Genomic DNA, 13,666 nt, shown 5'->3' with positions numbered 1-13,666 from the left:
TTGAGTCCGTAGCATTTTTCCTGTTGTGCAACGATGACAATCATATATATCTTCAACAAGGTAGCATGTAAAAATGCACCTAACACAAAAGAAAAAGTGGTTAAATGATCGCTAAACACAACTGGAGCACCATCTTAATAAGATGGTGCTCCTTCATAATATATCAGCTGCTAATTGCGCTATTTTGGAACGTTCTCCTTTTATGAGTTTCACATGCCCTGCAATTCTTTCATTTTTAAACTTTTCTACGACATAAGTTAAGCCATTATTGTATTCATCCAAATAAGGATGATCTATTTGCTCAGGATCACCCATGAGCACTATCTTACTTCCTTCCCCAACTCTTGTTAAAATTGTTTTAATTTCATGCTTCGTTAAATTTTGAGCTTCATCAATAATGATGAACTGTTCTGGTATACTTCTTCCACGTATATAAGTTAGTGCTTCCACTTCAATTGATCCTAGCCCAGCAAGGATCGCATCTAATTCACCTGGTTTCTTTGTATTAAATAAGTATTCTAAATTATCAAAGATGGGTTGCATCCACGGTCGCAGTTTTTCTTGCTTTTCCCCAGGTAGAAAACCAATATCTTTACCAACAGGTACAATGGGCCTTGCAACTAATAATTTTTTATATATACATAAATCCTCTGTTTGTAAAAGTCCCGCTGCTAACGTAAGTAACGTCTTACCTGTCCCCGCTTTACCAATTAATGTAACGAGTGATATATCTTCTCTTAGCAATAATTCTAAAGCCATCATCTGCTGGACGTTACGAGGCTTTATCCCCCAGACATGTTCTTGTAAAAAGACCAATTTACTAATTTTTTGCTCTTTCTCATTGATCATCCCAACTGCAGATGCTGAACCACCAGATGAGTCCTTCATAATAATAAATTGGTTTGGATATAATTGGTTACTACTATTTTCAGCTAATGTTAGATCGCCTTTATTATAAAACTGTTGAAAATCCTCGGTACTTGCAAATAAATCAGTAAAACCTGAGTAAATATGACCAATATCAACTACTCTATCACTTAAAAAGTCTTCCGCATTTAATCCCAACACATCCGCTTTTACTCTAACTAAAGCATCTTTGCTAACTAGGATGACTGACCTGCCATTTTCTTTGTTTTGTTCCTCGATTGATAAATTTTTGGCAACTGCCAATATACGATTATCATTTGTTTTTTCTACGAAAATATCTTGTAGTTGCTGAAAAGAACGGTGATTCAATTCAATTCTAAGAACACCACCATTCTCTAATGAAATCTTTTCATGAAGTTTTCCACTTAACCGAAAGCTATCCACTAACTTAGATACTTGTCTTGCATTTCTCCCAACTTCATCCATATAGCGTTTTTTTGAATCAACTTCTTCTAAAACAACAGCTGGGATGACAACTTCATTATTTCCAAATGTAAAAATTGAATGTGGGTCTTGAAGTAAAACATTTGTATCTAACACGTAGATCTTATCCAACCCTCCGCCTCCCTGTATGGATATAATTCAGTTCTATCAGATACATCAGAACCTCTTATCGTGTGTGTTCAAAGAGTACCTTCAATATCGTGTTAAACTATTAGACGGCTTGATAAAATATATGTCTGGACGTATAAAGATAGAAGGTTAAATAAACAATAAAATCAAATTGTTTATCACAAAGAATATATAAGCTATTCAAATTCAAAACTAAGGAGTGATAACGATGACAAGAAAATTACTCATAACTATTGTTATCGCATTATTCACATTAATAGGCTGTACCATGAATCAACAAACAAATGATCATAAGAATTCACCTGAAATGATAAATGTTAAAAATACAACAAACGAAACGAAAGAAATAAAAAACGGGCAGGAAGCGGCTAAACATTTAGTGGATTTAGCTAGTAGCATACCTAATGTTAATGATGCAACAGCTATTGTATTAGGTGACTTTGCTGTCGTAGGAATCGATGTCAATTCACAATTGGATAGGTCCAAGGTTAGTACGATTAAGTATTCAGTCGCTGAAAGCTTAAAAAAAGACCCTTACGGTGCAAATGCCATTGTGATAGCGGATCCAGATACGAATGTTAGGTTAAAACAAATGGCAACAGATATAAGGAATGGTCACCCTATTAAAGGAATTATGGATGAACTATCTGCAATCGTTAATAGAGTCATGCCTGAAGTTCCCAACGACCTTATCGAAACAAATAGAAAAATAGATCCAACAAAAAAACCAAACAGAGAACTTAACGACAAAGACAAACAGGAGCTAGAAAAGGAACAAATAGAGGAGTCTGAAGAACAACAAGGCTAAACAAATTAAGCAAAAAAGCAGGGGGCGGCCGAGTGTTCCCTCCCCTGTCTACTCCGCTTCCGTACATTGCATTCTAAGTTAAGTTAGTCCTACTTTTTCAAAGCATCCATTACTTGTTTATCTAGTTTCGCAGCTGCTTTTTCATCATAGGTTTTTTCATACTTAGGTTCCTTAGTAATTTTTGAACCATAGAACATAACATCCCGAACTTCAGAAATTTGTATTTCTACTCGTGCAAGCTTTAGTGGTATACTTTCTATTTTATTTTCCTTAACAGAAGCATGCCCTGTAATAGCATACGTTGATTCATTGGCAATAACATTCATAACAACGAGTGAATTTTGGCTCATATTTTCCAACATTCTTGACCTATTATCTACCGCAAAATAAATGCGTTGTTCATCTGGAGCAAAAACCCATGAAATAGCGCTTACAATAGGGCCTCCACTTTCATGATCTACTGTCGCAATAGTCACGAAACGTTCCTTCTGTAATGCCAAAAACAAAGGTTCAATTAGCTTTGGTTCAACTTGATTTGCCATAAAACACCTCCAAAGTTATATATACAATAATCTTACCTTTTTTTGTGGTAAGATAAAACTATAATAAATTATTATTATTTAATGAGGTGCTTTAATGAAAGTGAAATGTGTACTTTGTGACCAGATAAATACAATTGATGATGATTCGATGCAGGCAAAGCGCCTGAGAAACAGACCCATTCATACATATATGTGTGACCCATGTTATGTACGCATAGAAGAAAAAACAAATATGAGGCTTGCTACTGGAAATTTTCACCTATACCGTGACAAAAAAACAGAGGACGAGTGGTAGAAAAAAAGCTTTAAAAAGTAGAACTGAATAGGGAGTCAATTCAATAAAGAGTGAAACGACCTAAAACTGATCATCCTTTGCTATACAAAACGAGCAGCATTCAGCTCTAAATAAAGCAAAGGTGACTCATAAGTAATGAGCCACCTTTGCTTTATTCATTAGGATAATTAATATACTTCTCAGGTTCTAGTTCAATTTGATCTAACATGACGTGAATTAACTCTATAGGAAATCGATTTTTGAAATCACTTCCATTTTGTGAGTAACTTATATAGTACATGATTTCATCTTTAGTAACAGAAATATTTGACAGTCCATGTTCATCCACTAATATATTTGTAAAAAGTGCGTATGTATCTTGAGCAGCAGAATCATTTTTTCTCGAATCTGCAACTACTTTTATACTTAACCAATTATACAAGGCATCTTGTAATGATTTCATGATTGCACATCCTAGGAATTAGTATTTGCTTTGTGCTTTTTTGCTTGATTTAATCTAATTTTATATATAATTAAAATAACCGCTGCAAAAAACAATCCTTCTGCCATTGGTAAAAATGCCCCGAAAAAAGTTAACACTGTACAACCTAATGCTAAAAAAGCATAAATCACAATATTTTTTAACAAAGGAAGTTTTTTAGCAAAGCCCAGCTTATATACAACAATACTTAATGCAAAAATCGTTATGTATAATAGCCACATGCCCAATTCTGGATTGTCGTCTACTTGATATAATGAGGCAAAAAATGACAGCCTTGAAGAAACATCAATTTCCATTTCAAATCCCTCCTTACATTAAGAAAGCAATATCGCCACCCTCCCCATCAAGAATAGAATCACTTAGTTTAAACATACGTTTTCTCTTTAGACTAAGGAGGCAATTACTTTGTGGGTCAAGGAATTAAGCCAAACTATAAAATTGCATAACATAAGCCAAGTGACTGATACAATTTATAATGCAATTATACCAGCCACAAGACCAATTTCATACTATATTGAAAAACGAATAACATGTTAAATATTTAGCTGTTCATTTCAGCATATTTCTTTTTCTTCGCTATTTTCTCTCGCTCATTTTTATTTAAAAGCTTCTTACGCAAACGAATAGATTCAGGTGTGATTTCACAATACTCATCATCATTTAAATACTCTAAAGATTGTTCAAGTGACATGATACGTGGTTTTTTCATCGTTGTTGTTTGATCCTTTGTTGCTGAACGTACGTTAGTCATCTGTTTTTGTTTACATATATTCACAACAAGGTCATTCTCACGGTTATGCTCACCAACAATCATACCTTCATATACTTCTGTACCTGGCTCTACGAAGATTGTGCCGCGATCTTCTACCCCCATTATACCGTATGATGATGCTTTGCCTTTTTCCATTGAAACGAGAACACCTTGGCGTCTTCCACCGACTTGTCCTTGCTGCATTGGTTGATAGCTATCAAATGAATGGTTAAGAATCCCAAATCCTCTAGTAAGAGAAAGAAACTCAGTAGTATAACCTATTAAACCTCTAGCTGGTACCATGAAAACTAACCTTACTTGACCATTCCCATTATTAATCATATCGAGCATTTCACCTTTACGAGCGCCAATTGACTCGATAATCGATCCGGTATGTTCATCTGGGACATCAATTTGTACACGCTCTACTGGTTCACATCTTACACCGTCGATTTCCCTTACGATAACTTCTGGTTTCGACACTTGTATTTCATATCCTTCTCGACGCATATTTTCAATTAAAATTGATAAGTGTAGCTCACCTCTACCAGAAATAATCCATGCATCTGGTGATTCAGTATTTTCTACACGGAGACTTACATCTGTTTGCAACTCAGCAAGCAATCGTTCTTCTATTTTCCTAGCTGTTACAAACTTACCTTCTCTTCCTGCAAAAGGGCTATTGTTCACAAGAAATGTCATCTGTAATGTCGGCTCATCAATTCGTAACACCGGTAACGCCTCTTCATGATCAAACGGACAAACTGTTTCACCTACATTGATGTCCTCCATTCCAGACACTGCAACAAGGTCTCCAGCTTTTGCTTCATTAATCTCAATGCGCTTCAACCCCGAAAAACCGAACATCTTTGTCACACGAAACTGCTTCACAGATCCATCAAGTTTCATAAGAGATACTTGTTGACCAACTTGCATAGTACCTCTAAATACTCTACCGATACCTATACGTCCTACATAGTCATTATAGTCTAATAATGCCACTTGAAATTGAAGTGGCTCATCACTATTATCAATTGGGGCAGGAATGTATTTAAGAATTCCTTCGAATAATGCCTTCATATCTTCATCTTGTTTTTCAGGGTTTGTACTTGCAGTACCATTAATCGCTGAAGCATATACCACTGGAAAATCAAGCTGTTCTTCATTTGCTCCAAGCTCAATGAATAAATCAATCACTTCGTCAACAACCTCTTCTGGTCGTGCGAAATCTCTATCTATTTTATTAACAACAACAATTGGTGTTAAATTCTGCTCAAGTGCTTTTTTCAAAACGAATCGAGTCTGTGGCATACACCCTTCGTAAGCATCTACAACGAGTAACACACCGTCAACCATTTTCATAATACGTTCAACTTCTCCACCAAAATCAGCGTGACCTGGTGTATCTAATATATTTATTCGACAATCATTATAATTAATCGCAGTATTTTTAGCTAAAATAGTTATACCACGCTCGCGCTCCAAATCATTTGAATCCATGGCACGGTCTTCAACTTGTTCATTTACTCGGAAAGTACCTGCTTGTTGTAATAATTTATCAACGAGCGTCGTTTTTCCATGATCAACATGGGCAATAATCGCTATATTTCGTATATCTTGACGAATAGTCAACGTCTTCAACTCCTAAATTTGATGTTCATATTTTACCTTGACAAAAAACCAACTAGGCTATTATATCACATTCATAGTAGAAAAGATGGATATTTTTCTGTACACTAAAGGTGTAAGTATTATTTAAGCTCAATTTGAGACTTTTAATTGGGGGTTTTTTAACGAATATGAAAAAACTCAACCTCACTATGTTATTATTCGCTATTCTCGCAACTATTTGCATCATGTCTGTCGGAATATTTATTGCTGAACAAAATATTATTGGTATTATTACAGCAAGTATTAGTTTTGTTATAGCAATGGGGTTTGGATTCGTGACAAAGAAGAAAATGCGTGAGCAAGGAAGGTTATAACGGAAGACTTATGCTCCTACTATCGGTTTTGACAAGCTTTAAACAAACCGAAATTAGAGTCCATTCCACCCAAACGACTAATAACGGAACGGGTGGAATGGAGTTGAGGCTATATGATTGAATATGTGAACGTTCAATTAACAACTAATTATTTGCAATCGTGTTAATAAGACCATTGGACAGGCCTCATTCACGTAATGTAGATTTAACCCTCATTCAGTTTATACTTTTGCAAAATTCTGTTATGTAAGTTGATACTACTTGCAAATATACTATTCTCTTCTAGAAATGAAATTTCTTCTCCTTTTACTGTTGTTACAACTCCACCTACCTCACTTAATATTACAACACCTGCAGCGAAGTCCCAAGGTGACAACCTCATTGTAATGTATCCATCTAACCTTCCAGCAGCAACATACGCCATTTCTAGCGCAGCAGAGCCATAAGAACGCGTCCCTCTTGCGTCTTTTACGATCGGAGATAGAATAGCATGATCAATGCGCCAATTTTCTGTTACCCAAGTAGCATTGATTCCAATGATTGCTTCATGGATTGGCGTGTCTTTCAACGGTGATAACAAGATGTTATTTATATATGCACCATGACCTTTTCTTGCATGAAAAAGCTCATCACTAACAACATCATAAATAAGACCGATCATACCTACGCCATTTTCATAAATGCCTATTGAGATGCAAAAATTTCTTTGCTGATGCACGAAATTAATCGTCCCGTCAATAGGATCAATAATCCAAACAGTACCATTCAATGTTTTAACTTCATTACCAAATCCTTCTTCACCTAACACATAATGAGTAGCGTATTTACTGTTAATTTTTTTAATAAAAAATTGCTCTATTTCTCGATCAATATCAGTCACTAAATCATTAGGATTTGATTTTGTATGTATACCTACTTGTTTCGTAAACGAATTGCGTATAACAATACCAGCTTCTTTGATCCACTTCTTCGCGGTTTGATCTATCTCGTCCCAATTGTTACTCATTAAGAGCTGCCTCCCTATTTCATTAGTATAACTTTTACAATTCAGCATACAGAAAACACAAGCTTCATTCAAGCTTTACTTAAACTGTACAAGAAAAACACCAACAGTTATACTAATTGGTGTTTTTCTATGGCTGTTTTTTACTTGATTGTAGCTACTCCAGCTAAGAATTAACTCGGCTAAAGCGTGTAAACTTAGCCCCTATTATTCTTTAAACACGGGAAGCCGTTTAACATTCTACTTATTTGGTTAAAAGATAACAACTGAATTTAACAACAGAGCCTTTATTTAAACCATCCTAGTGACAATAATTCTTCTCGTATTTGTTCTAGTCGCTTTAAACACTCATTTTTTTTAGGTACATTTTTTTCCACAATGGCTTCATAAAGTGTCGACAACTCATAATCTAATTCCAACCGTAAAACCGCTAATCGCTGTTCACTATCACTACGCTTCAAAGATTTCATTACTTGTTTCAAGTAAATGCACCCCCTCGGTTTTTACTGTTAGTACCCACTTCAGAATGACTATATTTGAATTTGTTGTTATATCTTTATGTTGAGCTAGATGTCTATGGAACAAAAATGTGTGTAGACCCATTATGTTAGATAGAATTTGTATACAAGATTTATGGTAAAATAAGATTTGTTATAAATTCTCGAATGAAGATATTTTTTAAGGAGTGTAATTATGAATTTTCAAGGCTTTTCAGCAGATGATTTTGATACTTTTATGATTCCTGAATTAGATGATCGAATGACAGCGATAAAGCAATTAATTAGGCCAAAATTTGAATTTATTGGCACCCATTTTGTCCCTTCTCTTACAACGCTAACTGGGAATGAGATGTTTTTTCATGTGGCCAAACATGCTCGTCGAACTAAAAACCCACCTAATGATACTTGGGTAGCTTTTTCAAGTAATGCAAGAGGATATAAAATGCTACCACACTTCCAGGTTGGCCTGTGGGGGAGTCATTTATTTATCATATTTGCAGTTATCTATGAGTACCCATACAAGGAGAACTTAGGAATAATACTTGAAGAACAATATCGTGAGCTTAAAATTCCTAACAACTTTGTCTGGTCAACAGATCATACAAAACCTACTGCCACAGCTCAAGAAAATTTAACTGATGAGCAAATACTACATATGTTTAACAGGCTACAAACGATCAAAAAGGCAGAAATATTATGCGGAGTTCATATTGACAAAGATGATGTGATAAATATGAATGACAAACAGTTACTTAACATCATTGATACCACTTTTAAAACGCTTATGCCGTTGTATGAATTAGCAACGTCATCATCCACCGTTCTTTCAAAATAATGAAGATAAAATAATAGTTTGAAGTGTGCTTGTGAACTTTTAGCTTCGGCTTTTTGCCAAACACAACTGTAGATGCTTGGCCCCATAGCAAAGTATTTATAGGGCCAGGCAATATTTACAGAAAAGGTGATAATTTTTTATAACTTTCCTAGTTGTTCCAATAAACAAAAATATTAACAACAAGAGAGAGCCTTACATTTTAATAATGGCATCATTTGTAATAGCTTCTTTCGCCTTTTTAACTGTATGGTATGAGGAGTACCCACTGATTTCTTCAAATTCTTTACATAATTTTTTTTCTTCAGCTTTACTCGGTACAACTTTTTTAAATACTCGATACGCTTCCATAAGCGTTTCTTTTGCAATGCCTTTTTCATAGGCATGTTCGATTGTCTCGAAAAACCTTACTACATCAACAATTTCATTCGTGTTCCAATCATAAGATATTGGATATTGATAATCCAATGGTATTCCCCCTTAATGTTAATCAAGTTAGCCTATATTAGTTTCCCCATGTTTTTCGAATTTGTTCTGCTTCATTAATAATACGATCAAAAAGTTCACTTACTGTGGGAGAATCGTTTATTAGACCCATCACTTGACCAGCCCATGCAAAACCTTCTTCGGTGTTCCCTTCATATATATAACGTTTATTTGCGGACCCACTTATGAAATCCTTTAATTGATCATAGTCACCATTTGCCCGCTCAAGCTCAACAATTTTTTTTGTCCAATTGTTTGAAATAGCTCGTGCTGGCGCCCCTATGGATCGTTTTATCACTGTTGTCCCATCCTCTGTTCCTTCTATGAGAGCCTGCTTATATACTTGATTAGCATGAATACATTCTTGCGTAGCAATAAATCTTGTACCCATCTCTATTCCTTCTGCACCTAAACTAAGTGCAGCCATTAATCCCCGACCATCGCCTATTCCACCCGAGGCAATAACTGGTATAGACACAGCGTTAACTACTTGTGGAATTAAAACGATCGTTCCTGTATCATTTTTCCCTAAATGCCCTCCACCCTCTTGTCCAACTACCATAACGGCATCTGCACCTAATTGCTCCGCTTTAATTGCCTGCCTTCGAGCTGCTACAAGAACAAGTTTTTTGACATCTACACCTTTTAGTTGTTCAAATATTGGTGTTGGATTTCCACCAGTCAATGAAATAACAGGTACTTTTTCGTTTATTGCCACATCAAGCATATGTGAATAACTTCTTCCGTGTTGACCAATGGCAAAATTAACTCCGAATGGTTTATCTGTTCGTTCTCTAACCTTATCTATCTCTTTCTTTAACTCTTCAGGAGTTTGTAATGACATCGCTGTAATCTGGCCTAACCCACCAGCATTACTTACAGCAGCTGCTAAGTCAGCATAAGCTAAATAAGCTAACCCCCCTTGAATAATGGGATATTTAATTCCTAATAGTTTTGTTATCTTTGTATCCCAATTCAAATGAACACCTCCTATAAATCCCTGTACAATAATTATTTCGCTTTTTATAGGGCAAAATCCTTTAACATAGCATAACTACGCAATAATATTATATTAGAAAAGTGACTTCATTAAAAAACAAAGTTTCTTTTAGTAGGGCTCTTTTCGTACACTTTGTTGTTTTGTTATCAAATTAGCATCATAAAAAGTGGCTTTACATTGCTAGTCACCGTTACACACCAGAAAAGATGCCACGAACGTTAGTAATTTCGTGTTGAATTGCTATTACGAAAAGCAACATTTGATGCGGAAAAGCCTTAAGTAGGGCTCTTTTCGTACACTTTGTTATATTGTTATCAAATTAGCATCATAAAAAGTGGCTTTACATTGCTAGTCACCGTTACACACCAGAAAAGATGCCACGAACGTTAGTAATTTCGTGTTGAATTGCTATTACGAAAAGCAACATTTGATGCGGAAAAGCCTTAAGTAGGGCTCTTTTCGTACACTTTGTTATATTGTTATCAAATTAGCATCATAAAAAGTGGCTTTACATTGCTAGTCACCGTTACACACCAGAAAAGATGCCACGAACGTTAGTAATTTTCGTGTTGAGTTGCTATTACGAAAAGCAACGTTTGATACGAAAGCAGCCTATTTAATTACAAACAAGCCTAAGCACTTTTTATGCCTTTGTGTCCTATCAAGAAAAATAACACTGTATGTGTACTATACCATTACTAAACCAGGGCTATTAACATTAAGTTTTTTGTTCAGATGGTTAACAAGTACCTTTAAATTTCTAATGACTGATAGTACTATGCAACCCTTTCATAAAGTGATATAATTCTTGTGTTTTATGTAAAAACTAATAACTTATCATTAAAAGCTCTTTTCGTAAACTTGTTGCTAATCTTTCTATAAAACAGAACAACCCAATTCATAATAGTCTATAAGAGTGCCACGACCTGCAGTTGTACATGTTTATATATATTAGTACGAACAATAACATTCCATGCGAAAATAGCTTATTAAAAGAGGTGCCATATAAAGTTGTCCCAAAATAAAACACCATTATTTACTGGTTTAGTAGATCATTCTAAAAAAAATCCTCATCAATTTCATATTCCTGGACACAAAAAAGGAAAAGGTATTGAACCAGAGTTTCGCTCATTTATAGGTGATAATGCGTTTTCCATTGACTTAATTAATATTGAACCACTTGACGATTTGCATCAGCCAAATGGAATGATTAAGCAGGCTCAACAATTGGCTGCTGAAGCTTTTCACGCAGATTACACATTTTTTTCTGTTCAAGGTACAAGTGGAGCAATTATGGCTATGATAATGTCAGTATGTGGACCAGGAGACAAAATCATCGTGCCACGTAATGTTCATAAATCAGTTATGTCAGCAATTGTGTTTTCAGGTGCTATACCGATATTTATACACCCTGAAATTGATAAGAATTTGGGTATCTCTCACGGTATAACCGTAGATGCTGTGTCAAAAGCATTGGAACAGCACCCAGATGCTAAAGGTGTCTTTGTAATTAATCCCACATATTTTGGAGTGGCTGCAGATTTACAAGGTATCGTTGAAGTGGCTCATGAACACAAAGTGCCAGTATTAGTTGATGAAGCTCATGGAGTTCATATTCATTTTCATGAAAAGTTACCCTTATCCGCAATGCAAGCTGGAGCAGATATGGCAGCAACGAGTGTTCATAAGCTTGGGGGATCAATGACTCAAAGTTCTATACTGAATATAAAATCCGGACTCGTTTCGGTGAACCGTGTTCAAGCTATTTTAAGCATGCTTACAACTACGTCAACATCTTATTTATTGCTAGCTTCTTTGGATGTTGCTAGGAAACAGTTGGCTACTGAAGGACATGGATTAATAGAAAAGTCCATCGCACTTGCAGAAAAAACCAGAGCGTCCATTAATAAGATACAGCATTTATATTGTGTCGGACATGAAATTGTCGGTACAAAAGCGACATTTGACTATGACCCTACCAAATTGATAATTTCTGTAAAAAATTTAGGGATTACTGGACATGACGTTGAAGTTTGGCTAAGAAAACATTACAATATCGAGGTTGAATTATCTGACCTATACAATATTTTATGTATTATCACTCCTGGGGATACTGAAGATGATACAGAAATATTGTTGCGAGCATTACGCCATTTAGCAGATGAATTTTACCATCAAGCAAAATCAACAATGCCAACTACGGTGTTGTTACCCGATATACCATTATTAGCGCTATCCCCTCGAGATGCTTTTTATGCAGAAACTGAAATTGTTCCTTTTGAGGAGTCTGCTGGAAGAATTAGCGCTGAATTTATTATGGTGTATCCTCCAGGAATTCCAATTTTCATTCCTGGGGAAATAATAACAAACGATAACCTTAAATACGTAATAAAAAACCTAGAGGCAGGCTTACCTGTTCAAGGCCCTGAAGATAATCATCTACATTCACTAAGAGTCATAAAAGAGCATAAAGCTATACGCTAAACTGAGGCAAGAAACACTAGCAAATGCACTATACAAACAAGCATATACAAAATAATGGGTTCGGTTGATAGGGAGAAAAATACTAAAACGAATCCATATTACAACCTAACTATCAATTTTTTTAAAGTAAATTAACCATATGAAATAGCAAATAAAAGAGGCTGGGACATAACTAGCCTCAAAAATAAAAAAGGTGAATTTGAGTGAGCTCAAATTCACCTTTTTTCTATTTAGAGTGGTAGGGCCTCTATTACCTTATTTGTTGGCAGTGATTTTGTTTAAATTCACAGCCATTAACGCAATGCCCATTTCGTTTTCCACCTTCGATTTTCCACGTACAGAAAATCGAGAGAAACACAAATTCGCCTTCAAAAATCCAAAAACTGGTTCCACATCGATTTTTCGTTTTCGATAGATGGCACTCGTTTTCTCTTCTGAAAGCTTCGCTCTTACATATTCTTTTTGCTGTTCCCATTTTTCATTCACCATTAGTTTTCGATTGTTGCCTTCTTTTGCTTTTGTACATAATGAACGGAATGGGCATGAGGAACAGTCTTCACACTCGTAGACTTTGAACTTCCGTTCAAATCCTGTACGGTCATTGCGAATAGAATGATATTGAAATTGAAGGCTCTTTTGATTAGGACATGTATATGTATCTGTTTCCTCGTCATACTCCCAATTGTCGGGATTAAATGTGTTTTGTCGGTACTTTTTCTTTTGTTCCTTTAAATATAAGTTATACGTAATAAGCGCTTCTCGTTTTCTATTAGAAAGGATATCATTATAGTTCTGTTCACTACCATAACCTGCATCTGCAACAATGTGGTTCGGTAACTCGAAATAATGTTGCTCAATTTCATCTAAAAATGGAATTAATGTACGTGTATCTGTTGGGTTTGAAAACAAACTATAGGCAAGTGTGTATTGACCTTCCGTTGCGATTTGTACATTGTAACCAGCTTTCAATTGTCCGTTTTTCATATAATCATCTTTCAT

Annotated in this window: 15 protein-coding genes; 5 read left to right on the top strand and 10 right to left on the bottom strand. The window is 35.4% G+C overall.

The annotated features are described in order from the left end of the window. Nucleotides 1–153: 153 nt before the first annotated feature. A complete protein-coding gene (locus tag JM172_RS15090; protein ID WP_214483200.1) occupies nt 154–1,482 on the bottom strand; it encodes a PhoH family protein in 1,329 nt (442 codons plus the stop codon). Between the two features lie 226 nt (nt 1,483–1,708). Here JM172_RS15090 and JM172_RS15085 point away from each other — a divergent pair, with 226 nt between their 5' ends. Next, entirely contained in the window at nt 1,709–2,308 is a 600-nt protein-coding gene (locus tag JM172_RS15085) for a YhcN/YlaJ family sporulation lipoprotein (RefSeq protein WP_214483199.1), read from the top strand. A gap of 89 nt (nt 2,309–2,397) precedes the next feature. On the opposite strand, the gene JM172_RS15080 is transcribed toward JM172_RS15085, so the two are convergent. Further along, entirely contained in the window at nt 2,398–2,850 is a 453-nt protein-coding gene (locus tag JM172_RS15080) for a pyridoxamine 5'-phosphate oxidase family protein (RefSeq protein ID WP_214483198.1), read from the bottom strand. A gap of 94 nt (nt 2,851–2,944) precedes the next feature. Between JM172_RS15080 and JM172_RS15075 the strand changes: the two genes are divergently transcribed. Beyond that, on the top strand, nt 2,945–3,145 hold the full coding sequence (locus JM172_RS15075; protein ID WP_214483197.1) for a YlaI family protein: 201 nt from the start codon (nt 2,945–2,947) through the stop codon (nt 3,143–3,145). Nucleotides 3,146–3,296: 151 nt separating this feature from the next. On the opposite strand, the gene JM172_RS15070 is transcribed toward JM172_RS15075, so the two are convergent. The 3 genes from JM172_RS15070 to typA form a co-directional block, all read right to left on the bottom strand. Then, on the bottom strand, nt 3,297–3,587 hold the full coding sequence (locus tag JM172_RS15070) for a hypothetical protein (protein WP_214483196.1): 291 nt from the start codon (nt 3,585–3,587) through the stop codon (nt 3,297–3,299). Nucleotides 3,588–3,598: 11 nt separating this feature from the next. Beyond that, nucleotides 3,599–3,916, bottom strand: a complete 318-nt coding sequence (locus JM172_RS15065) for a YlaH-like family protein (protein ID WP_214483278.1) — start codon at nt 3,914–3,916, stop codon at nt 3,599–3,601. A gap of 251 nt (nt 3,917–4,167) precedes the next feature. Beyond that, nucleotides 4,168–6,009, bottom strand: coding sequence for a translational GTPase TypA (gene typA / locus JM172_RS15060; RefSeq protein ID WP_214483195.1), 1,842 nt, complete (start codon nt 6,007–6,009; stop codon nt 4,168–4,170). Between the two features lie 167 nt (nt 6,010–6,176). Here typA and JM172_RS15055 point away from each other — a divergent pair, with 167 nt between their 5' ends. Beyond that, nucleotides 6,177–6,362 (top strand): YlaF family protein, encoded by a 186-nt coding sequence (locus tag JM172_RS15055; protein ID WP_214483194.1) that lies wholly within the window; start codon nt 6,177–6,179, stop codon nt 6,360–6,362. A 205-nt stretch (nt 6,363–6,567) separates the two neighbouring features. Here JM172_RS15055 and JM172_RS15050 read toward each other — a convergent pair whose 3' ends face one another. Continuing rightward, the gene (locus JM172_RS15050; protein WP_214483193.1) at nt 6,568–7,368 is read right to left on the bottom strand and encodes an inositol monophosphatase family protein; all 801 of its coding nucleotides are present in this window, start codon (nt 7,366–7,368) and stop codon (nt 6,568–6,570) included. Nucleotides 7,369–7,652: 284 nt separating this feature from the next. Then, a complete protein-coding gene (locus tag JM172_RS15045; protein WP_214483192.1) occupies nt 7,653–7,847 on the bottom strand; it encodes a hypothetical protein in 195 nt (64 codons plus the stop codon). A 211-nt stretch (nt 7,848–8,058) separates the two neighbouring features. Between JM172_RS15045 and JM172_RS15040 the strand changes: the two genes are divergently transcribed. Next, complete coding sequence (locus JM172_RS15040) at nt 8,059–8,700, top strand: YktB family protein (protein ID WP_214483191.1); 642 nt, start codon at nt 8,059–8,061, stop codon at nt 8,698–8,700. Between the two features lie 192 nt (nt 8,701–8,892). Here JM172_RS15040 and JM172_RS15035 read toward each other — a convergent pair whose 3' ends face one another. Together JM172_RS15035 and JM172_RS15030 are read right to left on the bottom strand one after the other, a co-directional pair. Next, complete coding sequence (locus tag JM172_RS15035; protein ID WP_214483190.1) at nt 8,893–9,165, bottom strand: UPF0223 family protein; 273 nt, start codon at nt 9,163–9,165, stop codon at nt 8,893–8,895. A gap of 37 nt (nt 9,166–9,202) precedes the next feature. Further along, entirely contained in the window at nt 9,203–10,162 is a 960-nt protein-coding gene (locus JM172_RS15030) for an NAD(P)H-dependent flavin oxidoreductase (RefSeq protein ID WP_214483189.1), read from the bottom strand. Nucleotides 10,163–11,194: 1,032 nt separating this feature from the next. Here JM172_RS15030 and JM172_RS15025 point away from each other — a divergent pair. Continuing rightward, entirely contained in the window at nt 11,195–12,667 is a 1,473-nt protein-coding gene (locus JM172_RS15025) for an aminotransferase class I/II-fold pyridoxal phosphate-dependent enzyme (protein WP_214483188.1), read from the top strand. A gap of 255 nt (nt 12,668–12,922) precedes the next feature. Here the strand turns inward: JM172_RS15025 and JM172_RS15020 are convergent. Continuing rightward, on the bottom strand, nt 12,923–13,666 hold a 744-nt coding region (locus JM172_RS15020; protein ID WP_214483187.1), incomplete at its 5' end, for a transposase.

The sequence above is a fragment of the Bacillus sp. SM2101 genome, from assembly GCF_018588585.1.
GTDB classification, from domain to species: Bacteria; Bacillota; Bacilli; order Bacillales; family SM2101; genus Nanhaiella; species Nanhaiella sioensis.
This window is presented reverse-complemented; position numbering and strand designations above follow the sequence as displayed.

What these genes read in the sequence shown, in the direction of transcription:
- JM172_RS15085 (WP_214483199.1), top strand. Translation starts at nt 1,709, where the DNA reads ATGACAAGAAAATTACTCATAACTATTGTTATCGCATTATTCACATTA.
- JM172_RS15080 (WP_214483198.1), bottom strand. Translation starts at nt 2,850, where the DNA reads ATGGCAAATCAAGTTGAACCAAAGCTAATTGAACCTTTGTTTTTGGCA.
- JM172_RS15075 (WP_214483197.1), top strand. Translation starts at nt 2,945, where the DNA reads ATGAAAGTGAAATGTGTACTTTGTGACCAGATAAATACAATTGATGAT.
- JM172_RS15070 (WP_214483196.1), bottom strand. Translation starts at nt 3,587, where the DNA reads ATGAAATCATTACAAGATGCCTTGTATAATTGGTTAAGTATAAAAGTA.
- JM172_RS15055 (WP_214483194.1), top strand. Translation starts at nt 6,177, where the DNA reads ATGAAAAAACTCAACCTCACTATGTTATTATTCGCTATTCTCGCAACT.
- JM172_RS15050 (WP_214483193.1), bottom strand. Translation starts at nt 7,368, where the DNA reads ATGAGTAACAATTGGGACGAGATAGATCAAACCGCGAAGAAGTGGATC.
- JM172_RS15040 (WP_214483191.1), top strand. Translation starts at nt 8,059, where the DNA reads ATGAATTTTCAAGGCTTTTCAGCAGATGATTTTGATACTTTTATGATT.